Below are 20953 nucleotides of genomic sequence, written 5' to 3' on the forward strand. Positions count from 1 at the left end.
TGGAAATGGAAGCCACGCAAGCACCTTAAAATCACCATCATACACTAAATCAGTAAGTTGGCAGCATTACCCAATTTCTGGTGTAATAACGGATTTCAGGGCATCGGTTAATATTGCCCCCGGCGCAATGCTATTCACCCGAATATTTTTTTCACCCAGGTCAAATGCCATATTTCTGACCAGATGACTGGCCGCAGCTTTAGATGATGCATAGGAAGTCATGTTTATATTTTTATTTTCTGCCGCCATAGAAGTGATGGTCAGAATAACGCCACCTCCATTTTTTTCCATTTCTGGCGCAACAAGTTGTGACAGATGGAAAAAAGAAAACACATTCAGTTCATAAGCACGGCGAAAATCTGCCATTGGCATATCAAACGGTTTAGGACCACCGCCACCGGCGTTGTTAACCAGGATATCAACTTTACCCAGATTACTGACGGCAAAGTCTGCCAGTGCAGAGAGTTCCTGTTCGGAAGTAATATCACAACGCCAGGCAAATGCCTGACCATCCAGTTGTTGAATTTCGTCTACAACATGGTTAGCTGCGTCGGCGTTAATATCACTGACCACCACAGATGCGCCAGCTGTCGCGAATGTAATGGCGATTTCTTTACCAATACCTGCACCCGCACCTGTGATGATGGCGCATTTTCCGTCGAGTCTCAGGTTGTCAGAATTAAACACATAAACCTCCTGTGAACTTCAGTAAAAATAAAAGGCACCGCCTGTGTGCCACATTTTTTATCATTAACCTTGAGGAAAGGACACTACCAAGTATAGCAGATAAAGAGAGGATTATTTCGCCGCAATGAGCCGGGCGGGAATAATAAGATTGCGTGAATGCGTCTCTTCATGGGTGATTTTTTGCATCATGCGATCCGCAAGTGTGATACCAAGTTCCCGCGCTGGCGTGCTGGCCCAGGTAACAGGTATATCATCAAGTGTGGTTGGTGTCGCATCGGTAAATGCCGCCAGCGAAACCTGTTGCTCAAAGTAACGATCGACTCCGCTTTCCCCGCTTTGCCGCCCTGCTTTCAGCAAACCAAACCATGCCCCCATCGCAATAGTTTCGTTATAGCAAACCACGGCACTGATGGTCGGGTTATGACGTAAAAGCGCCGTGATAGCTTCCGCGGCTTGCTTCTGGCTGGAAGTGCACTCCAACACCCAATCGCTGTGAAACGGCAGGCCAAATTTTAGTAGAGTTGCACAATAGCCCCCCACCCGTTCTGCACGGGTTAATGAGGAACTTTGCCCTCCCAGCCAGGCGATCCGCTGATGCCCATTGCGAATGAGATGCTCCGTCAACAACTGTGCAGCCTGCATGTTGTCCGGGCGAACCGTATCAACATCATCAAGATAACTGGTACGGGAAGCGAAAATCACCGGGATAGCTTTTTCTTCTGCCATCCGCCGCAGGTCATCGCTGCTTCCTGCAGCCCCGGCAATTACCACACCATCGACACCCTGATTCAGTAACAGTGAAAACCGCTGTGCCAGCTGCTCGCCGTCTTTACCGCCGTGAAGCAAAAAAACCATCCGTCCCTGTGCTTCCAGAGCTTCCGTCAATCCGGCCGTCAATTCGGCGTAAAACGGCGCAGATAAATCACGGACGATCAAACCAATGACGCCGCTTTGCCCGCCGCGCAGCGCCGACGCCTGGCGATTGCGCACAAATCCCAGCTCTTCAATGGCGGCGTTAACGCGTTCTCCTGTGGCGGTAGAGATTCGCCCTTTGCCATTAAGCACCAGCGAAACGGTACTTACCGACACGCCCGCAGCCAGCGCAACATCATGAATGGTTATTTTTTTGGCGGTAGCCATGCAGATGACCTACTCCCTGATTATGTGACAGATAAAACGTTTTACCTTTTATTTATCTTATACCCGCTATTATCGTTGCGTAATGTGATTTATGACTCACTAAAATTTGATAAAACGTTTTATCTTCTCGCGCAATTTACTGAATCCAGATTGTTCTCTACGAGGAGTCGTTTTATGACGGCGAAAACAGCACCGAAAGTCACGCTGTGGGAGTTCTTCCAGCAGTTAGGCAAAACCTTCATGTTACCCGTGGCATTATTGTCGTTCTGCGGCATTATGCTCGGCATTGGTAGTTCTCTTAGCAGCCATGATGTCATAACCCTGATCCCGGTCCTGGGCAACCCCGTGTTGCAGGCTATCTTTACCAGGATGAGTAAGATTGGCTCGTTTGCTTTTAGTTTCCTGCCTGTCATGTTCTGTATCGCCATCCCGCTGGGCCTGGCACGCGAAAATAAAGGCGTAGCGGCATTCGCTGGCTTCGTCGGTTATGCGGTAATGAACCTCGCGGTAAACTTCTGGTTGACCAATAAAGGCATTCTGCCAACCACAGATGCCGCCGTTCTGAAAGCCAATAACATCCAGAGCATTCTTGGGATCCAGTCGATCGATACCGGGATCCTCGGTGCGGTGATCGCCGGTATTATCGTCTGGATGCTGCATGAGCGTTTCCATAATATCCGCCTGCCGGATGCGCTGGCATTCTTCGGCGGTACGCGCTTCGTACCAATTATCTCCTCGCTGGTGATGGGCCTTGTCGGCCTGGTGATTCCATTAGTCTGGCCGATTTTCGCCATGGGTATTAGCGGCTTGGGCCATATGATAAACAGCGCGGGTGATTTCGGACCGATGCTGTTTGGTACCGGTGAACGTCTGCTGTTGCCGTTTGGTCTGCATCACATTCTGGTGGCATTAATTCGCTTTACCGACGCAGGCGGCACGCAGGAGGTCTGCGGTCAAACCGTCAGCGGCGCACTGACCATCTTCCAGGCGCAATTGAGTTGCCCGACCACTCACGGTTTTTCTGAAAGCGTCACGCGTTTCCTTTCGCAAGGTAAAATGCCTGCGTTTCTCGGCGGTCTACCAGGTGCAGCGTTAGCTATGTATCACTGCGCGCGCCCGGAAAATCGCCATAAAATTAAAGGTCTGCTGATTTCTGGCCTGATCGCCTGCGTCGTTGGCGGCACTACCGAACCGCTGGAATTCCTGTTCCTGTTCGTAGCGCCAGTTCTGTATGTCATCCACGCGCTGTTAACCGGCCTCGGCTTCACCGTCATGTCTGTGCTCGGCGTCACCATCGGTAATACCGACGGCAATATCATCGACTTCGTGGTGTTCGGTATTTTGCATGGTCTGTCAACCAAGTGGTACATGGTGCCAGTGGTGGCGGCAATCTGGTTTGTCGTTTACTACGTCATCTTCCGTTTCGCTATCACCCGCTTCAATCTGAAAACCCCGGGGCGCGATAGCGAAGTTGCCAGCTCAATCGAAAAAGCCGTTGCCGGTGCGCCGGGTAAATCAGGTTACAACGTTCCTGCAATCCTCGAAGCATTAGGCGGTGCCGACAATATTGTCAGCCTCGATAACTGCATTACCCGTCTGCGTTTGTCTGTGGAAGATATGTCGCTTGTTAATGTGCAGGCACTGAAGGACAATCGGGCAATTGGCGTAGTACAACTTAATCAACATAACCTGCAGGTTGTTATCGGGCCACAAGTTCAGTCAGTAAAAGATGAAATGGCCGGTCTGATGCATACTGTCCAGGCATAAGGATAAGATATGTTCGATTTTTCAAAGGTCGTGGATCGTCATGGCACATGGTGTACACAGTGGGATTATGTCGCTGACCGTTTCGGCACTGCTGACCTGTTACCGTTCACGATTTCAGACATGGATTTTGCCACTGCCCCCTGCATTATCGAGGCGCTGAATCAGCGCCTGATGCACGGCGTATTTGGCTACAGCCGCTGGAAAAACGATGAGTTTCTCGCGGCTATTGCCCACTGGTTTTCCACCCAGCATTACACCGCAATTGATACGCAGACGGTGGTGTATGGCCCTTCTGTCATCTATATGGTTTCAGAACTGATTCGTCAGTGGTCTGAAACAGGTGAAGGCGTGGTGATCCACACGCCCGCCTATGACGCATTTTACAAGGCCATTGAAGGTAACCAGCGCACAGTAATGCCCGTTGCTTTAGAGAAGCAGGCTGACGGCTGGTTTTGCGATATGGGCAAGCTGGAAGCCGTTTTGGCGAAACCAGAATGTAAAATTATGCTCCTGTGTAACCCACAGAATCCTACCGGGAAAGTGTGGACGTGCGATGAGCTGGAGATCATGGCTGACCTGTGCGAGCGTCATGATGTGCGGGTTATTTCCGATGAAATCCATATGGATATGGTCTGGGGCGAGCAGCCGCATATTCCCTGGAGTAATGTGGCGCGGGGAGACTGGGCGTTGCTGACATCGGGATCGAAAAGTTTCAATATTCCCGCGCTGACCGGTGCTTACGGGATTATAGAAAATAGCAGCAGCCGTGATGCCTATTTATCGGCACTGAAAGGACGTGATGGGCTTTCTTCCCCTTCGGTACTGGCGTTAACTGCCCATATCGCCGCCTATCAGCAAGGTGCACCGTGGCTGGATGCCTTACGCGTCTATCTGAAAGATAACCTGACGTATATCTCAGATAAAATGAACGCCGCGTTTCCTGAACTCAACTGGCAGATCCCGCAATCCACTTATCTGGCCTGGCTTGATCTACGTCCGTTGAATATTGACGACAACGCGTTGCAAAAAGCGCTTATCGAGCAAGAAAAAGTCGCGATCATGCCGGGGTATACCTATGGTGAAGAAGGTCGTGGTTTTGTCCGTCTCAATGCCGGCTGCCCACGTTCGAAACTGGAAAAAGGTGTGGCTGGATTAATAAACGCCATCCGCGCTGTTCGCTAACCCCAATTGCGCAACGTAAAAAATCGTTGCGCAATCGTGGATTTTTACCCTGCTTTGTTTTTATAATGGTGCGCACTTTTATATCCAGAAAAAGAGTGCGACCATGATTGATACCACCCTGCCATTAACTGATATCCATCGCCACCTTGATGGCAACATTCGTCCCCAGACCATTCTTGAACTTGGCCGCCAGTATAATATCTCGCTTCCTGCACAATCCCTTGAAACACTGATTCCCCACGTTCAGGTCATTGCCAACGAACCCGATCTGGTGAGCTTTCTGACCAAACTTGACTGGGGCGTTAAAGTTCTCGCCTCTCTTGATGCCTGCCGCCGCGTGGCATTTGAAAACATTGAAGATGCAGCCCGTAACGGCCTGCGCTATGTCGAGCTGCGTTTTTCACCAGGCTACATGGCAATGGCACATAAGCTGCCTGTAGCGGGTGTTGTCGAAGCGGTGATCGATGGCGTACGTGAAGGTTGCCGCACCTTTGGTGTGCAGGCGAAGCTTATCGGCATTATGAGCCGAACCTTCGGCGAAGCCGCCTGTCAGCAAGAGCTGGAGGCCTTTTTAGCCCACCGTGACCAGATTACCGCACTTGATTTAGCTGGTGATGAACTTGGATTCCCGGGAAGTCTGTTCCTTTCTCACTTCAACCGCGCGCGTGATGCGGGCTGGCATATTACCGTCCATGCAGGCGAAGCTGCCGGGCCGGAAAGCATCTGGCAGGCGATTCGTGAACTGGGTGCGGAGCGTATTGGACATGGCGTAAAAGCCATTGAAGATCGGGCGCTGATGGATTTTCTCGCCGAGCAACAAATTGGTATTGAATCCTGTCTGACCTCCAATATTCAGACCAGCACCGTAGCAGAGCTGGCTGCACATCCGCTGAAAACGTTCCTTGAGCATGGCATTCGTGCCAGCATTAACACTGACGATCCCGGCGTACAGGGAGTGGATATCATTCACGAATATACCGTTGCCGCGCCAGCTGCTGGGTTATCCCGTGAGCAAATCCGCCAGGCACAGATTAATGGTCTGGAAATGGCTTTCCTCAGCGCAGAGGAAAAACGCGCACTGCGAGAAAAAGTCGCCGCGAAGTAACAAAAATGGATGGTGCAAATTGCACCATCCATTTTTCACGCAAGGCACAACGTCGCGCGATGTTTGGCGGATTCGATGCCCAGCTCAATCAACTCCATTACCTGGATTGCCTGGCTTGCCGGAACCGGATTTTCACCATCGCCATTTAACGCATCACGAATCGCCGCATAGTAAGCCGGATAATTCCCAGGCACCGTCAACAGCGTTTCTTCGACACGTTCCTCACCTTCCACGCGGGTAAGTACGCCATCACGCATATCGTAGCCCCAGTCTTCCTGCGGCAGACGCTCGCCATTTTTCAGACGTTCTTCCTGTGGATCGAGGCCATATTTCACATAACTGCCTCGGGATCCATGCACGATATACCGTGCTGACTCAGCGGCTGCCAGCATGGTACCGTGTAAAATGACTCGCCGCTGTGGATAGGACAAGATGGCGTGGAAATAATCGGTCGACTGCGCTCCGGGCCGTAACTGTGCCAAATCTACCGTCATGCTGACCGGTAAACCAAATAGCGTAATGGCCTGATCAAGAAGATGCGGTGCTAAATCGTACCAGATACCGCTGCCTGGGCCGCCCTGTTCACGCCAACGATCGCGCACCTGCGGACGGAAGCGGTCAAAATGAGACTCAAAGTAAGCAACTTCACCCAGCACGCCTTCCGCGAGCAAACCTTTTAGCGTCAAGAAATCGCTATCCCAACGGCGGTTATGGAATACAGACAGCACACGCCCCAGGCTTTTTGCCAGCGCATCCAGCTCTCGCGCTTGTGACAGTGTCACGGTAAAGGGTTTATCAACGACCACATGTTTACCCGCCTCAAGCGCCGCTTTGGCTAACGGGAAATGGGTATCGTTGGGTGTAGGAATGACAATCAGGTCTATGTTGGGATCGTTAAACAGATGCTTCGGCTCAGAGACAACCGTAACCGTTGGCCAGTCGGCTTTTACTTTTGTTTCATCACTGCTGGAGATTACCGCCAGTTCCAGCCCGGGCGTGCCCGCAATCAGGGGCGCATGGAAGGTTTTGCTCGCATAACCATACCCAATCAACCCAACACGGATGTTGTCGCTCATGTCATTGCCTCTCATTGAAGTATGATGGCTATTTGACACTATCCTTTACCCACGCTCAACAGTTTAATAACCTGCCAGCAATAAGGGATGTTGTTTAACTTAAGTCAAAAAAATAGCGAATTTTCCAACGACAAAAGCTAAATATCGCAAAAACCTCAGTAAAAATCTTGCTGGAGCTATTATTGCTAAGTAACATTTACCCCCTGAAGTTAATGGATCAATCAAGAGAGATGTGGGCTGTAATGAATCGTCTTATTGAATTAACAGGTTGGATCGTTCTTGTCGTTTCAGTCATTCTTCTTGGCGTGGCGAGTCACATTGACAACTATCAGCCACCTGAACAGAGTGCTTCGGTACAACACAAGTAAGCTCTGCACTTGTGGAGCGACATGCTGCCCGTCCGGGTGCATGTTTTCACTTGTCGGATATTAAACCAGGAATTTATTATCTTGTTCGATGTTGTTGGTGATTGTCAGGGATAGTAAAGCGCGTTACTCTTTTCAGAGCAGTTTTTCATCCCTGAATATTTGCCATCAGCGCATTCTTATTATTGTAATAACACAAGCGTTCACTTTTGGTGAAATTTTATCATCACTAATAATACCTACCCCTTTGGTATTAATTATTTTATGGACCTTTTATGACTGTTCAGGACTACTTATTAAAATTTCGCAAAATCAGTTCACTCGAAAGTCTGGAAAAACTCTACGACCATCTTAATTACACCCTGACGGACGATCAGGAACTGATCAATATGTATCGTGCTGCCGATCACCGTCGCGCAGAGCTGGTTTCTGGCGGGCGTTTGTTTGACCTCGGCCAGGTACCGAAGTCCGTCTGGCACTATGTCCAATAAAGAAAGTAGCGATCGGTTATAAAAGCCTTATAATAACGCCCCTAAAATTAGATTTGCCTGTTTGCGTCGCTATTCTGGAGAACCTATGACCACCACAACGCCACAACGTATTGGAGGCTGGTTGCTTGGCCCGTTGGCCTGGCTTTTAGTCGCTCTGTTGAGTACGACGCTGGCGTTGTTGCTGTATACCGCTGCGTTATCTTCTCCGCAAACATTTCAAACGCTCGGCGGACAAGCACTGACGACACAAATCTTATGGGGCGTTTCTTTTATTACCGCTATCGCCATGTGGTATTACACACTGTGGTTGACCATCGCTTTCTTTAAACGTCGGCGTTGTGTTCCTAAACACTATATTATCTGGCTGCTTATTTCCGTATTGCTGGCAGTAAAAGCATTCGCTTTTTCACCCGTGGAAGTTGGCATAGCCGTTCGCCAGTTGCTGTTTACTTTGTTGGCAACCGCATTGATCGTCCCCTATTTCAAACGCTCGTCGCGGGTAAAAGCGACGTTTGTGAATCCGTAATAACCTTACAGTTAACCTGTTGTCGCCTGCTCTGGATTAACGGATAATAGGCGGCTTTTTTATTTCAGGCCGAAAAATGACTGACTACCTGTTACTGTTTGTCGGAACTGTACTGGTCAATAACTTTGTACTGGTCAAGTTTCTCGGTCTCTGTCCGTTTATGGGGGTTTCCAAAAAACTGGAAACCGCGATGGGCATGGGGCTGGCAACAACGTTTGTGATGACGCTGACGTCTATTTGCGCCTGGCTTATCGATACGTGGATTTTGATCCCACTTAATCTGATTTACCTGCGCACCCTGGCATTTATTCTGGTGATTGCTGTGGTCGTGCAGTTCACCGAGATGGTGGTGCGCAAAACCAGCCCGGTGCTTTACCGTCTGCTGGGGATTTTTTTGCCGCTTATCACCACCAACTGTGCAGTGCTCGGCGTGGCGTTGCTGAATATCAATCTCGGGCACAATTTCTTGCAGTCGGCGCTGTACGGTTTTTCCGCCGCTGTCGGTTTCTCGCTGGTGATGGTGCTCTTCGCCGCCATCCGCGAACGCCTTGCTGTGGCTGATGTCCCGGCACCTTTTCGCGGTAATGCCATTGCGTTAATTACCGCAGGTCTTATGTCTCTGGCCTTTATGGGCTTTAGTGGTTTGGTGAAGTTGTAATGAATGCTATCTGGATTGCCGTTGCCGCCGTGAGCCTGCTGGGCCTGGCGTTTGGCGCCATTCTGGGTTATGCCTCCCGCCGTTTTGCGGTGGAAGACGATCCGGTCGTTGAGAAAATTGACGAAATCTTACCGCAGAGCCAGTGTGGTCAGTGCGGTTATCCCGGCTGTCGCCCCTACGCGGAAGCCATCAGCTGTAACGGTGAAAAAATCAACCGTTGCGCCCCAGGTGGCGAAGCTGTGATGCTAAAAATTGCCGAGTTGCTTAATGTCGAGCCGCAGCCGCTGGATGGCGAAGCGCAAGAGCTAACGCCTGCGCGGATGGTGGCGGTTATTGATGAAAATAACTGTATTGGCTGCACTAAATGTATTCAGGCTTGTCCGGTAGACGCCATCGTTGGCGCTACCCGTGTCATGCATACGGTAATGAGTGATCTCTGTACGGGCTGCAATTTATGTGTTGATCCGTGCCCGACGCACTGCATCTCGTTGCAACCGGTCGCAGAAACACCTGACTCCTGGAAATGGGATCTGAACACCATTCCCGTGCGTATCATTCCCGTGGAACACCATGCTTAAGTTATTCTCTGCATTCAGAAAAAATAAAATCTGGGATTTCAACGGCGGCATCCATCCACCGGAGATGAAAACCCAGACCAACGGTACCCCCCTGCGCCAGGTACTACTGGCGCAGCATTTTGTTATTCCACTGAAACAGCATATTGGCGCTGAAGGTGAGTTGTGCGTTAGCGTCGGCGATAAAGTATTGCGCGGCCAGCCGCTTACCCGTGGTCGCGGCAAAATGCTGCCTGTTCACGCGCCCACCTCGGGTACCGTTACGGCTATTGCGCCCCACTCTACGGCTCATCCTTCAGCTTTAGCTGAATTAAGCGTGATTATTGATGCCGATGGTGAAGACTGCTGGATCCCGCGCGACGGCTGGGTCGATTATCGCTCTCGCAGTCGCGAAGAGTTAATCGAGCGCATACATCAGTTTGGTGTTGCCGGGCTGGGCGGTGCCGGATTCCCGACAGGCGTTAAATTGCAGGGTGGTGGAGATAAGATTGAAACGTTGATTATCAACGCTGCTGAGTGCGAGCCGTACATTACCGCCGATGACCGTTTGATGCAGGATTGCGCGGCTCAGGTCGTAGAGGGTATTCGCATTCTTGCGCATATTCTGCAGCCACGCGAAATTCTTATCGGCATTGAAGATAACAAACCGCAGGCGATTTCCATGCTGCGCGCGGTGCTGGCGGACTCTAACGATATTTCTCTGCGGGTGATTCCAACCAAATATCCTTCTGGCGGTGCTAAACAATTAACCTACATTCTGACCGGGAAGCAGGTTCCACATGGCGGGCGTTCATCCGATATCGGCGTATTAATGCAAAACGTCGGCACTGCTTATGCAGTGAAACGTGCCGTTATTGATGGCGAGCCGATTACCGAGCGTGTTGTAACCCTGACTGGCGAAGCAATCGCTCGCCCGGGCAACGTCTGGGCACGGCTGGGGACGCCAGTGCGTCATTTATTGAATGATGCCGGATTCTGCCCCTCTGCCGATCAAATGGTGATTATGGGTGGCCCGCTAATGGGCTTTACCTTGCCATGGCTGGATGTCCCGGTCGTAAAGATTACCAACTGTCTGTTGGCTCCCTCTGCCAATGAACTTGGCGAACCACAGGAAGAACAAAGCTGCATCCGGTGTAGCGCCTGTGCTGACGCCTGCCCTGTGGATCTTTTGCCGCAACAGTTGTACTGGTTCAGCAAAGGTCAGCAACACGATAAAGCTACCACGCATAACATTGCCGACTGCATTGAATGTGGGGCTTGCGCGTGGGTTTGCCCGAGCAATATTCCCTTGGTGCAATATTTCCGTCAGGAAAAAGCTGAAATTGCGGCTATTCGTCAGGAAGAAAAGCGCGCCGCAGAAGCCAAAGCGCGTTTCGAAGCGCGCCAGGCTCGTCTGGAGCGCGAAAAAGCGACTCGCCTTGAACGACATAAGAGCGCAGCCGTTCAACCTGCAGCCAAAGATAAAGATGCGATTGCTGCCGCTCTGGCGCGGGTGAAAGAGAAACAGGCCCAGGCTACACAGCCTATTGTGATTAAAGCGGGCGAACGCCCGGATAACAGTGCAATTATTGCAGAACGGGAAGCCCGTAAAGCGCAAGCCAGAGCGAAACAGGCAGAACTGGAGCAAACTAACGACGCAGCAACCGTTGCTGAACCACGTAAAACTGCCGTTGAAGCAGCTATCGCCCGCTCCAAAGCGCGCAAGCTGGAACAGCAACAGGCTAATGCGGAACCAGAAGAACAGGTCGATCCGCGCAAAGCCGCCGTCGAAGCCGCTATTGCCCGTGCCAAAGCGCGCAAGCTGGAACAGCAACAGGCTAATGCGGAACCAGAAGAACAGGTCGATCCGCGCAAAGCCGCCGTCGAAGCCGCTATTGCCCGCGCCAAAGCACGCAAGCTGGAACAGCAACAGGCCAATGCGGAGCCAGAAGAACAGGTTGATCCGCGCAAAGCTGCCGTCGAAGCCGCTATTGCCCGCGCCAAAGCACGCAAGCTGGAACAGCAACAGGCTAATGCGGAACCAGAAGAACAGGTCGATCCGCGCAAAGCCGCAGTTGCCGCGGCTATTGCCCGCGTTCAGGCCAAAAAAGCCGCCCAGCAAAAGGTTGTAAACGAGGACTAAATGGTATTCAGAATAGCTAGCTCCCCTTATACCCATAACCAGCGCCAGACATCGCGCATTATGCTGTTGGTGTTGCTCGCAGCCGTGCCAGGAATCGCAGCGCAACTGCGGTTTTTTGGTTGGGGTACTCTCGTTCAGATCCTGTTGGCGTCGGTCAGTGCTCTGTTAGCCGAAGCTCTCGTACTCAAACTACGCAAGCAGTCGGTAGCCGCAACGTTGAAAGATAACTCAGCATTGCTGACAGGCTTATTGCTGGCGGTAAGTATTCCCCCCCTAGCGCCATGGTGGATGGTCGTACTGGGTACGGTGTTTGCGGTGATCATCGCTAAACAGTTGTATGGCGGTCTGGGGCAAAACCCGTTTAATCCGGCAATGATTGGTTATGTGGTCTTACTGATCTCCTTCCCGGTGCAGATGACCAGCTGGTTACCGCCACATGAAATTGCGGTCAACATCCCTGGTTTTATCGACGCCATACAGGTTATTTTCAGCGGTCATACCGCCAGTGGTGGTGATATGAATACGCTACGCTTAGGTATTGATGGCATTAGTCAGGCGACACCGCTGGATACATTCAAAACCTCTGTCCGCGCAGGTCATTCGGTTGAACAGATTATGCAATATCCGATCTACAGCGGTATTCTGGCGGGCGCTGGTTGGCAATGGGTAAATCTCGCCTGGCTGGCTGGTGGCGTGTGGTTGCTATGGCAGAAAGCGATTCGCTGGCATATTCCCCTCAGCTTCTTAGTAACGCTGGCGTTATGCGCAACGTTGGGCTGGTTGTTCTCACCAGAAACACTGGCAGCACCGCAAATTCATCTGCTGTCTGGTGCGACTATGCTCGGCGCATTCTTTATTTTGACTGACCCAGTTACTGCTTCTACGACCAATCGTGGTCGGCTGATGTTCGGCGCGCTGGCGGGCTTATTAGTCTGGTTGATCCGCAGTTTCGGCGGCTATCCTGACGGCGTGGCTTTTGCCGTCCTGCTGGCGAACATCACGGTTCCTCTGATCGATTACTACACGCGTCCGCGCGTCTACGGCCATCGCAAAGGGTAAACCATGCTGAAAACTATCCGAAAACACGGCATTACACTGGCACTATTTGCAGCGGGTTCTACAGGGTTAACTGCGGCCATCAACCAGATGACCAAAACGACAATTGCTGAACAGGCCAGTCTGCAACAAAAGACGTTATTTGATCAGGTGCTGCCAGCCGAACGCTATAACAATGCGCTCGCACAGAGTTGCTATCTGGTAACTGCGCCAGAGTTAGGTAAAGGTGAGCATCGGGTTTACATCGCCAAACAGGATGACAAACCGGTAGCCGCCGTTCTGGAAGCAACCGCGCCAGATGGCTATTCCGGTGCGATTCAGCTGCTGGTGGGAGCCGATTTTAATGGCACGGTACTTGGCACGCGCGTGACAGAGCACCACGAAACGCCAGGGCTTGGCGATAAAATCGAATTGCGCCTTTCTGACTGGCTCACCCATTTTGCGGGAAAAAAAATCAGTGGTGCGGATGATGCGCACTGGGCGGTGAAGAAAGATGGTGGTGATTTCGACCAGTTCACCGGCGCGACGATTACTCCCCGCGCGGTGGTTAATGCGGTAAAACGCGCCGGATTGTACGCTCAGACGTTACCGGCACAACTTTCTCAACTTCCTGCCTGTGGAGAATAAAGCGTGAGCGAAATTAAAGACGTTATTGTTCAGGGGTTGTGGAAAAACAACTCTGCACTGGTCCAACTGCTCGGCCTTTGTCCGCTATTGGCGGTCACATCCACTGCCACTAACGCTCTGGGTTTAGGACTTGCGACTACGCTGGTACTGACGCTGACCAACCTGACCATTTCGACGCTGCGTCACTGGACGCCAGCCGAGATCCGCATTCCCATTTACGTGATGATCATCGCCTCGGTGGTCAGCGCTGTACAGATGCTGATCAACGCCTACGCCTTTGGCCTGTATCAATCATTAGGGATTTTTATTCCGCTGATTGTCACTAACTGTATCGTTGTGGGCCGCGCTGAAGCCTTCGCCGCCAAAAAAGGTCCGGCGCTTTCGGCACTGGACGGCTTTTCAATTGGTACGGGCGCAACCTGCGCCATGTTCGTGCTGGGTTCACTACGCGAAATTATCGGCAATGGCACGTTGTTTGACGGTGCAGATGCGCTGTTAGGTAGCTGGGCAAAAGTATTACGCGTGGAGATTTTCCACACCGACTCCCCTTTCCTGCTGGCGATGCTGCCACCAGGTGCATTTATTGGCTTGGGACTGATGCTGGCAGGAAAATACCTGATTGATGAAAGAATGAAAAAGCGCCGTGCTGAAGCAGCTGCCGAACGTGCATTGCCAAACGGTGAAACAGGGAATGTCTGATGAACAAAGCAAAACGTCTGGAGATCCTCACTCGCCTGCGTGAGAACAATCCTCATCCCACCACCGAGCTTAATTTCAGTTCGCCTTTTGAATTGCTGATTGCCGTACTGCTTTCCGCTCAGGCGACCGATATCAGTGTTAATAAGGCGACGGCGAAACTCTACCCGGTGGCGAATACGCCTGCAGCGATGCTTGAACTAGGCGTTGAAGGGGTGAAAACCTATATCAAAACGATTGGCCTTTATAACAGCAAAGCAGAAAATATCATCAAAACCTGCCGTATATTACTGGAACAACATAATGGCGAGGTTCCGGAAGATCGTGCTGCGCTTGAAGCCCTGCCCGGCGTAGGTCGTAAAACAGCCAACGTCGTATTAAACACTGCATTCGGCTGGCCGACTATTGCTGTCGACACGCACATTTTCCGCGTTTGTAATCGTACTCAATTTGCGCCGGGGAAAAACGTCGAACAGGTAGAAGAAAAGCTACTGAAAGTGGTTCCGGCAGAGTTTAAAGTCGACTGCCACCATTGGTTGATCCTGCACGGGCGTTATACCTGCATTGCCCGCAAGCCCCGCTGTGGCTCTTGTATTATTGAAGATCTTTGTGAATACAAAGAGAAAGTTGACATCTGAAGAAAAGGGGTAACACCGATTACCCCATTGATAACCTTTCTTTATCCTCTTTTAAAACATCTTTTTAACGTCAATGATGCCATTGCTTAGCGTTATCATCAGGTAATCCGTTTGCGGATAACCAAAAATGCAGGTTAATTGTTTTTTTAATAGCGAAATTTTCTATTCATTCGTGATCAAGATCACGATGCTGTGGCAATGTAAAAACATTGCAAGAATCAGGTTAAAATGATTTAAATTTACACACGCAACAAATATTGACCTGCAAAACATTACACTGGCTATTTTTCAGAAACTGGACTATCTCACTAGGAAAAACGCTAAATAGCAGAACATATCGCCGCCAAGCCATCATCCCCCTCTCAATGCAGTGAAAAAATCTGCCGTTACGTTTTTTGAAAAATTTAACGCTGGATAACATTTCCCGGAATGGTTGAATTCCCCGCCTCAGTTATATGTAACAGATTATTACAAAGGACTTGTCTGAAAGTGCAAGATAGTGAACATTACCTGCCGTTTCCCCTCCCACTATAACAATTGCGCGTATGTTTTTTAGACATAACGCGAGAAAGCACCCCCGTTAATATGGGATGTAAAAAAAGAGGTAAAAGTGTCCACTGCAAACCAAAAACCAACTGAAAGCGTCAGTTTGAACGCTTTCAAACAACCGAAGGCGTTCTATCTCATCTTCTCGATTGAGTTATGGGAACGTTTTGGTTATTACGGCCTACAAGGAATTATGGCTGTTTACCTGGTTAAACAACTGGGTATGTCTGAAGCGGATTCAATCACCCTTTTCTCTTCCTTTAGTGCCCTGGTTTATGGTCTGGTCGCTATCGGCGGCTGGTTAGGTGACAAGGTACTGGGTACTAAACGCGTAATTATGCTCGGCGCTATTGTGCTGGCGATTGGTTATGCTCTGGTTGCCTGGTCTGGTCACGACGCCGGTATTGTTTATATGGGTATGGCGGCTATTGCGGTCGGTAACGGCCTGTTTAAAGCTAACCCGTCTTCTCTGCTTTCTACATGCTATGAGAAAAACGACCCACGTCTGGACGGTGCATTCACCATGTACTACATGTCCGTCAACATCGGCTCTTTCTTCTCTATGATAGCCACCCCGTGGCTGGCCGCGAAATACGGCTGGAGTGTTGCGTTTGCGTTGAGCGTTGTAGGCCTGCTGATCACTATCGTTAACTTCGCCTTCTGCCAACGCTGGGTTAAACAGTACGGTTCAAAACCAGACTTTGAACCAGTCAACTACCGTAACCTGTTGCTGACCATTATTGGTGTTGTGGCGCTGATCGCTGTTGCCACCTGGCTACTGCACAATCAGGAAGTTGCGCGTATGGCGCTGGGCGTTGTTGCCTTCGGTATTGTGGTTATCTTCGGTAAAGAAGCTTTCGCGATGAAAGGTGCTGCGCGTCGTAAAATGATCGTTGCCTTCATCCTGATGCTCGAAGCAATCATCTTCTTCGTGCTGTACAGCCAGATGCCAACGTCACTGAACTTCTTTGCGATTCGTAACGTTGAGCACTCCATTCTGGGTCTGGCCGTAGAACCTGAGCAGTATCAGGCACTGAACCCGTTCTGGATCATCATCGGTAGTCCGATTCTGGCCGCTATCTATAACAAGATGGGTGATACCCTGCCGATGCCAACCAAGTTTGCAATCGGCATGGTGATGTGTTCTGGTGCGTTCCTGATTCTGCCGCTGGGTGCGAAATTCGCGTCTGACGCAGGTATCGTGTCTGTCAGCTGGCTGGTCGCAAGCTATGGCCTGCAGAGCATCGGGGAACTGATGATCTCTGGTCTGGGTCTGGCAATGGTTGCACAACTCGTTCCGCAGCGTCTGATGGGCTTCATTATGGGTAGCTGGTTCCTGACCACTGCCGGTGCAAACCTGATTGGTGGTTATGTTGCGGGTATGATGGCTGTGCCGGATAACGTTACCGACCCGCTGATGTCACTGGAAGTCTATGGTCGCGTATTCTTGCAGATTGGTGTCGCTACTGCCGTTATTGCAGTACTGATGCTGCTGACCGCGCCTAAACTGCACCGCATGACGCAGGATGACGCTGCAGACAAAGCGGCGAAAGCTACTGTAGCGTAAAATTCAGGGAAACTCTTTTACAAGCCGCTAACTTTTCGTTAGCGGCTTTTTTTTTGTTCAGCAACGCACTACCATACTTTAAACCACAGACAAAAGGAGTTACCGATGAAATTGTTCTACAAACCGGGCGCCTGCTCTCTCGCTTCCCATATCACCCTGCGTGAGAGCGGAAAGGATTTTACGCTCGTCAGTGTGGATTTAATGAAAAAACGTCTCGAAAACGGTGACGATTACTTTTCCGTTAACCCTAAGGGGCAGGTGCCTGCATTGCTGCTGGACGATGGTACTTTGCTGACGGAAGGCGTTGCGATTATGCAGTATCTTGCCGACAGCGTCCCCGACCGCCAGTTGCTGGCACCGGTAAACAGTATTTCCCGCTATAAAACCATCGAATGGCTGAATTACATCGCCACCGAGCTGCATAAAGGTTTCACACCTCTGTTTCGCCCAGATACACCGGAAGAGTACAAACCGACAGTTCGCGCGCAGCTGGATAAGAAGCTGCAATATGTGAACGAGGCACTGAAGGATGAGCACTGGATCTGCGGGCAAAGATTTACAATTGCTGATGCCTATCTGTTTACGGTTCTGCGCTGGGCATACGCGGTGAAACTGAATCTGGAAGGGTTAGAGCACATTGCGGCATTTATGCAACGTATGGCTGAACGTCCGGAAGTACAAGACGCGCTGTCAGCGGAAGGCTTAAAGTAATAGCCATCGGCCCACAGGTCGTTGTGGGCCGAAATGAGATATTTCAGAGCTTTGTTGCGCTGAAGTAATGTTCTGGTTTGGCAATACGATCCTGAGCAGCCACCACTTGCAGCTCATATTCCTGCATTGCTTTGGTGGTCACCATGATTTCGTAGACTGCAGCGGTCACATGTTCCAGGGCCTCCTGCAGCGTTGCCCCCTGAAGCAGTTTCACCAGCAGTAAACCGCTCGTCACATCACCAACACCTACCGGCTGGCGCATACCAAAATCCACCAGTGGACGGCTGATATGCCAGACTTCATCGGCGGTGACCAGCAGCATTTCAAAACGGTCACGGCTGTAGCCAGCTCGCGCCAGGTGTTTAACCAACACAATTTGTGGCCCTTGCTCAATGAGTTCGCGCGCTGCCAGAACCGCTTCTTCGACGTTATTTACCGCATGCTCACAGAGTATTTCCAGCTCAACCAGATTCGGCGCAATGATATCGCTGGCAGGCAAACCGTGCCGCACATGAAACTCTGCGACACCCGGTGCAACGATACAGCCTTTTTCCGGATGACCCATTACCGGATCGCAAAAATATTTCGCCTGCGGATTCGCTGCTTTCACCTGACGGACGATACCGAGGATATGTTCACCCTGCTCCGCCGATCCCAGATAGCCACTTAATACGGCATCACAGGTGTGTAATTTATCAATGGCGGCAATGCCTTGCACAATTTCGGTTAAATGGCTGGGCGGCATCACGCAGCCAGTCCATTTGCCGTATTGGGTGTGATTAGAAAATTGAACGGTGTTCAGCGGCCAGACGTTCGCGCCCAGGCGGCGCATCGGAAACTCTGCCGCACTGTTACCCGCATGACCATAAACAACGTGAGACTGGATAGCGAGAATATTTTTCATCATGTTCCCTGTATAAAAACCAGGGGGAGTGATTTCTCACTCCCCCTTTCCACTTAATGCATTATTTCCAGCAAATCAGACAGTAATTCTTTTTGCCGCGACGCAGTAAGGTAAAACGACCAAACAGACGATCTTCTTCTTTAAAGAAGTATTCAGGATCGGACTGTTTTTCACCGTTAATGGTGATGGCATTGGAGGCGATAGTTTTACGCGCCTGACCACGGGAAGGTTGCAGTTCAGAATCGACCAGCGCCTGCATCAGGTCTGCGCCCTTTTCCATCTCAACCATCGGTACGCCGTCCTGCGCCAGCTGTTCGAAGTCCGCTTCACTCAGCGCACTCAAAGAACCGCTGAACAGGCATTCGGTAATACGTTTTGCCGCCTGTAAACCTTCTTCACCGTGAACCAGACGAGTCACCTGCTCCGCCAGTACATACTGGGCGCGCGGTGCTTTACCGCTGTTTTTATCTTCTTCTTCTAGGGCGTTGATCTCTTCAATGCTCATAAAGGTGAAGAACTTCAGGAAGCGGTAAACGTCGGCATCCGCAGTGTTGATCCAGAACTGGTAGAATTTGTACGGGCTGGTTTTCTTCGGATCCAACCAGACTGCGCCGCCTTCAGTTTTACCAAATTTGGTGCCGTCTGCTTTGGTGATCAGCGGAACGGTCAGGCCAAACACCTGATTCTGATGCAGACGACGGGTCAGGTCGATACCAGAAGTGATGTTACCCCACTGGTCAGAACCACCAATTTGCAGCACCACATCGTACTGTTTGTTCAGACAGGCGAAGTCATAACCCTGCAACAGGTTGTAGGAAAACTCAGTGAACGAAATCCCCTGATCTTCACGGTTGAGACGCTGCTTAACCGCTTCTTTGTTGATCATCTGGTTAACGGAGAAGTGTTTGCCAATATCGCGCAGGAAGGTCAGCACATTCATATTGCCGAACCAGTCATAGTTGTTCGCCGCGATAGCAGAGTTTTCTCCACAGTCGAAATCGAGGAACGGGGCAACCTGCTTACGGATTTTGTCCACCCACTCCTGAACAGTTTCTTCGGTGTTCAGCTTACGCTCGGCAGCTTTGAAGCTCGGGTCGCCAATCAGACCCGTCGCGCCGCCTACCAGCGCAACCGGCTTGTGGCCCGCCTGCTGGAAGCGTTTCAGGCATAACAATGGAACAAGATGCCCCAAATGCAAGCTGTCAGCGGTAGGATCGAAGCCGCAATAGAGCGCGATCGGGCCTTGCGCCAGTCGCTCTGCTAACGCTTCCTCGTCCGTCACCTGGGCTACCAGCCCCCGCTCTTGCAATTGTTTAATCAAGTTACTGCTTGCCATCAAAATCTCCATGTATATAACGACTGCACCTTTGCCGGTACACGACTTTTCGCCAGATGCGAAAGAGACATAGAATAAAGTGCCAGAATCAGGAGTACCAGCGATTAAAGCAAGATTTTTGCATCTTTTCAGGGTGCAAGACGATCAATCTTCCACGCATCATTTTCACGCTGGTACAAAAAGCGGTCATGCAGGCGATGCTCACCGCCCTGCCAGAACTCAATCTGTTCAAGGCTGACGCGAAAACCGCCCCAAAAGCTCGGCAATGGCACTTCGCCCTGTTGAAACTTCTGCTTCAGCTCCAGGAATTTACTTTCAAGGATACCGCGGGCAGAAATGCGACTGGACTGCTTCGAAACCCATGCACCAATCTGGCTATCACGCGGGCGGCTATGAAAATATTTCATCACTTCGAGAGTCGAAAGTCGTTCTGCTTTACCGATCACCATCACCTGGCGTTCAAGGGTATGCCACGGGAACAGCAGGCTAACGCGCGGATTATTTTCAATTTGATGTGCTTTACGGCTACCGAGGTTGGTGTAAAACACCATGCCTTTTTCGTCGTAATGTTTGAGTAAAACGATGCGCTGATAAGGCTGACCATGTTCATCCACGGTAGCGACCACCATCGCGGTAGGGTCCGCCAGTTTGGCTTCACAAGCCTGAGAGAGCCAACGTTCAAAAAGGGTTAATGGATCGGCGGGAAGATCGCGGCGGCGTAACCCGCCTTTGGTGTATTCACGGCGCAGATGCGCGATTTGCTGCAATTCGTCGTTATCAGACATGGTTTTCTTTACGGATTGTCAGTGGGTGACGCTATTGTGCGCCGCCCCTGGAAAAATCTCAACGCTGTGGATTTTGTAACTGACAGTTATTCAAGACGATGCGGTCGCGTTTATAGACAGTCGCTTCCTCACCTTTCGACCAGAAAACATAGATCCCGTCGGAGTAACGCGCGCCAGAGGCTGAAAGGCCCTGTTTGAGATGCAGTAGTTGATTATCGTAAACAAAACTGACTTCCTGGCGCGGATTATTCAGTTTGACCGTCAACGGTTTTTCATCACACTGGTATTCCAGCGTATCGGTTTGCATTCGCTCAACCTGGATTTGCCCCTATATTTCCAGACATCTGTTATCACTTAACCCATTACAAGCCCGCTGCCGCAGATATTCCCGTG

Annotated in this window: 20 protein-coding genes and 2 pseudogenes; 15 read left to right on the top strand and 7 right to left on the bottom strand. The window is 50.8% G+C overall.

All coding sequences use genetic code 11. The annotated features are described in order from the left end of the window. Positions 1–72 precede the first annotated feature (72 nt). Together hdhA and malI are read right to left on the bottom strand one after the other, a co-directional pair. A pseudogene (gene hdhA, locus ABZJ92_RS14620) lies at positions 73–687 on the bottom strand (7-alpha-hydroxysteroid dehydrogenase); the annotation flags it as partial. Between the two features lie 111 nt (positions 688–798). Continuing rightward, positions 799–1827, bottom strand: a complete 1029-nt coding sequence (gene malI / locus ABZJ92_RS14625) for a mal regulon transcriptional regulator MalI (protein WP_025745394.1) — start codon at positions 1825–1827, stop codon at positions 799–801. A 174-nt stretch (positions 1828–2001) separates the two neighbouring features. On the opposite strand from malI, the gene malX reads away from it, so the two are divergent. The 3 genes from malX to add all read left to right on the top strand — a co-directional run bounded on the left by malX (position 2002) and on the right by add (position 5881). Next, positions 2002–3594, top strand: a complete 1593-nt coding sequence (gene malX, locus ABZJ92_RS14630; protein ID WP_353765445.1) for a PTS maltose transporter subunit IICB — start codon at positions 2002–2004, stop codon at positions 3592–3594. Between the two features lie 9 nt (positions 3595–3603). Next, the gene (gene malY / locus ABZJ92_RS14635) at positions 3604–4776 is read left to right on the top strand and encodes a bifunctional maltose regulon transcriptional repressor/cystathionine beta-lyase MalY (RefSeq protein ID WP_000459409.1); all 1173 of its coding nucleotides are present in this window, start codon (positions 3604–3606) and stop codon (positions 4774–4776) included. Positions 4777–4879: 103 nt separating this feature from the next. Continuing rightward, entirely contained in the window at positions 4880–5881 is a 1002-nt protein-coding gene (gene add / locus ABZJ92_RS14640; protein WP_000567518.1) for an adenosine deaminase, read from the top strand. Positions 5882–5916: 35 nt separating this feature from the next. Here the strand turns inward: add and ABZJ92_RS14645 are convergent, their stop codons facing one another. Continuing rightward, complete coding sequence (locus ABZJ92_RS14645) at positions 5917–6957, bottom strand: oxidoreductase (protein ID WP_001282516.1); 1041 nt, start codon at positions 6955–6957, stop codon at positions 5917–5919. Between the two features lie 242 nt (positions 6958–7199). On the opposite strand from ABZJ92_RS14645, the gene blr reads away from it, so the two are divergent. From blr to gstA, 12 genes are all read left to right on the top strand, one after another. Further along, positions 7200–7325 (top strand): division septum protein Blr, encoded by a 126-nt coding sequence (gene blr / locus ABZJ92_RS14650; protein ID WP_001300888.1) that lies wholly within the window; start codon positions 7200–7202, stop codon positions 7323–7325. A gap of 272 nt (positions 7326–7597) precedes the next feature. Continuing rightward, positions 7598–7813 (top strand): transcription modulator YdgT, encoded by a 216-nt coding sequence (gene ydgT / locus ABZJ92_RS14655; RefSeq protein ID WP_000217950.1) that lies wholly within the window; start codon positions 7598–7600, stop codon positions 7811–7813. Between the two features lie 85 nt (positions 7814–7898). Further along, complete coding sequence (locus ABZJ92_RS14660) at positions 7899–8339, top strand: DUF2569 domain-containing protein (RefSeq protein ID WP_005050275.1); 441 nt, start codon at positions 7899–7901, stop codon at positions 8337–8339. A gap of 76 nt (positions 8340–8415) precedes the next feature. After that, positions 8416–8997 (top strand): electron transport complex subunit RsxA, encoded by a 582-nt coding sequence (rsxA, locus tag ABZJ92_RS14665; RefSeq protein WP_000133204.1) that lies wholly within the window; start codon positions 8416–8418, stop codon positions 8995–8997. Beyond that, complete coding sequence (rsxB, locus tag ABZJ92_RS14670) at positions 8997–9575, top strand: electron transport complex subunit RsxB (RefSeq protein ID WP_000991815.1); 579 nt, start codon at positions 8997–8999, stop codon at positions 9573–9575. Before rsxA ends, rsxB begins: the two co-directional genes overlap by 1 nt. Then, on the top strand, positions 9568–11694 hold the full coding sequence (gene rsxC / locus ABZJ92_RS14675; RefSeq protein WP_025724098.1) for an electron transport complex subunit RsxC: 2127 nt from the start codon (positions 9568–9570) through the stop codon (positions 11692–11694). The genes rsxB and rsxC overlap by 8 nt, the downstream gene beginning before the upstream one ends. Further along, entirely contained in the window at positions 11695–12753 is a 1059-nt protein-coding gene (gene rsxD / locus ABZJ92_RS14680) for an electron transport complex subunit RsxD (protein WP_000231904.1), read from the top strand. It begins immediately after the preceding gene. 3 nt (positions 12754–12756) lie between these two features. Continuing rightward, positions 12757–13377: an electron transport complex subunit RsxG gene (gene rsxG, locus ABZJ92_RS14685; protein ID WP_000920811.1), complete on the top strand. Its 621-nt coding sequence runs from the start codon at positions 12757–12759 to the stop codon at positions 13375–13377. 3 nt (positions 13378–13380) lie between these two features. After that, the gene (gene rsxE, locus ABZJ92_RS14690; RefSeq protein WP_001289662.1) at positions 13381–14076 is read left to right on the top strand and encodes an electron transport complex subunit RsxE; all 696 of its coding nucleotides are present in this window, start codon (positions 13381–13383) and stop codon (positions 14074–14076) included. Further along, positions 14076–14711, top strand: a complete 636-nt coding sequence (nth, locus tag ABZJ92_RS14695) for an endonuclease III (protein WP_001030328.1) — start codon at positions 14076–14078, stop codon at positions 14709–14711. The genes rsxE and nth overlap by 1 nt, the downstream gene beginning before the upstream one ends. Positions 14712–15321: 610 nt before the next feature. Next, positions 15322–16824 (top strand): dipeptide/tripeptide permease DtpA, encoded by a 1503-nt coding sequence (gene dtpA / locus ABZJ92_RS14700; RefSeq protein ID WP_000100945.1) that lies wholly within the window; start codon positions 15322–15324, stop codon positions 16822–16824. A gap of 105 nt (positions 16825–16929) precedes the next feature. Then, complete coding sequence (gstA, locus tag ABZJ92_RS14705; RefSeq protein ID WP_000765761.1) at positions 16930–17535, top strand: glutathione transferase GstA; 606 nt, start codon at positions 16930–16932, stop codon at positions 17533–17535. Between the two features lie 43 nt (positions 17536–17578). Here gstA and pdxY read toward each other — a convergent pair whose 3' ends face one another. From pdxY to mliC, 4 genes and pseudogenes are all read right to left on the bottom strand, one after another. After that, positions 17579–18442, bottom strand: coding sequence for a pyridoxal kinase (pdxY, locus tag ABZJ92_RS14710; protein WP_000977233.1), 864 nt, complete (start codon positions 18440–18442; stop codon positions 17579–17581). A 58-nt stretch (positions 18443–18500) separates the two neighbouring features. Continuing rightward, on the bottom strand, positions 18501–19775 hold the full coding sequence (gene tyrS / locus ABZJ92_RS14715; protein WP_001367866.1) for a tyrosine--tRNA ligase: 1275 nt from the start codon (positions 19773–19775) through the stop codon (positions 18501–18503). A 128-nt stretch (positions 19776–19903) separates the two neighbouring features. Next, entirely contained in the window at positions 19904–20560 is a 657-nt protein-coding gene (gene pdxH / locus ABZJ92_RS14720) for a pyridoxamine 5'-phosphate oxidase (protein WP_001282319.1), read from the bottom strand. Between the two features lie 58 nt (positions 20561–20618). Continuing rightward, positions 20619–20876, bottom strand: a pseudogene (gene mliC, locus ABZJ92_RS14725) (C-type lysozyme inhibitor); the annotation flags it as partial. Positions 20877–20953 lie beyond the last annotated feature (77 nt).

It is taken from the genome of Shigella sp. FJ200513, from assembly GCF_040495915.1.
Lineage (GTDB): Bacteria > Pseudomonadota > Gammaproteobacteria > Enterobacterales > Enterobacteriaceae > ECMA0423.

What these genes read in the sequence shown, in the direction of transcription:
- malI (WP_025745394.1), bottom strand. Translation starts at nt 1,827, where the DNA reads ATGGCTACCGCCAAAAAAATAACCATTCATGATGTTGCGCTGGCTGCG.
- malX (WP_353765445.1), top strand. Translation starts at nt 2,002, where the DNA reads ATGACGGCGAAAACAGCACCGAAAGTCACGCTGTGGGAGTTCTTCCAG.
- malY (WP_000459409.1), top strand. Translation starts at nt 3,604, where the DNA reads ATGTTCGATTTTTCAAAGGTCGTGGATCGTCATGGCACATGGTGTACA.
- add (WP_000567518.1), top strand. Translation starts at nt 4,880, where the DNA reads ATGATTGATACCACCCTGCCATTAACTGATATCCATCGCCACCTTGAT.
- ABZJ92_RS14645 (WP_001282516.1), bottom strand. Translation starts at nt 6,957, where the DNA reads ATGAGCGACAACATCCGTGTTGGGTTGATTGGGTATGGTTATGCGAGC.
- blr (WP_001300888.1), top strand. Translation starts at nt 7,200, where the DNA reads ATGAATCGTCTTATTGAATTAACAGGTTGGATCGTTCTTGTCGTTTCA.
- ydgT (WP_000217950.1), top strand. Translation starts at nt 7,598, where the DNA reads ATGACTGTTCAGGACTACTTATTAAAATTTCGCAAAATCAGTTCACTC.
- ABZJ92_RS14660 (WP_005050275.1), top strand. Translation starts at nt 7,899, where the DNA reads ATGACCACCACAACGCCACAACGTATTGGAGGCTGGTTGCTTGGCCCG.
- rsxA (WP_000133204.1), top strand. Translation starts at nt 8,416, where the DNA reads ATGACTGACTACCTGTTACTGTTTGTCGGAACTGTACTGGTCAATAAC.
- rsxB (WP_000991815.1), top strand. Translation starts at nt 8,997, where the DNA reads ATGAATGCTATCTGGATTGCCGTTGCCGCCGTGAGCCTGCTGGGCCTG.
- rsxC (WP_025724098.1), top strand. Translation starts at nt 9,568, where the DNA reads ATGCTTAAGTTATTCTCTGCATTCAGAAAAAATAAAATCTGGGATTTC.
- rsxD (WP_000231904.1), top strand. Translation starts at nt 11,695, where the DNA reads ATGGTATTCAGAATAGCTAGCTCCCCTTATACCCATAACCAGCGCCAG.
- rsxG (WP_000920811.1), top strand. Translation starts at nt 12,757, where the DNA reads ATGCTGAAAACTATCCGAAAACACGGCATTACACTGGCACTATTTGCA.
- nth (WP_001030328.1), top strand. Translation starts at nt 14,076, where the DNA reads ATGAACAAAGCAAAACGTCTGGAGATCCTCACTCGCCTGCGTGAGAAC.
- gstA (WP_000765761.1), top strand. Translation starts at nt 16,930, where the DNA reads ATGAAATTGTTCTACAAACCGGGCGCCTGCTCTCTCGCTTCCCATATC.
- pdxY (WP_000977233.1), bottom strand. Translation starts at nt 18,442, where the DNA reads ATGATGAAAAATATTCTCGCTATCCAGTCTCACGTTGTTTATGGTCAT.
- tyrS (WP_001367866.1), bottom strand. Translation starts at nt 19,775, where the DNA reads ATGGCAAGCAGTAACTTGATTAAACAATTGCAAGAGCGGGGGCTGGTA.
- pdxH (WP_001282319.1), bottom strand. Translation starts at nt 20,560, where the DNA reads ATGTCTGATAACGACGAATTGCAGCAAATCGCGCATCTGCGCCGTGAA.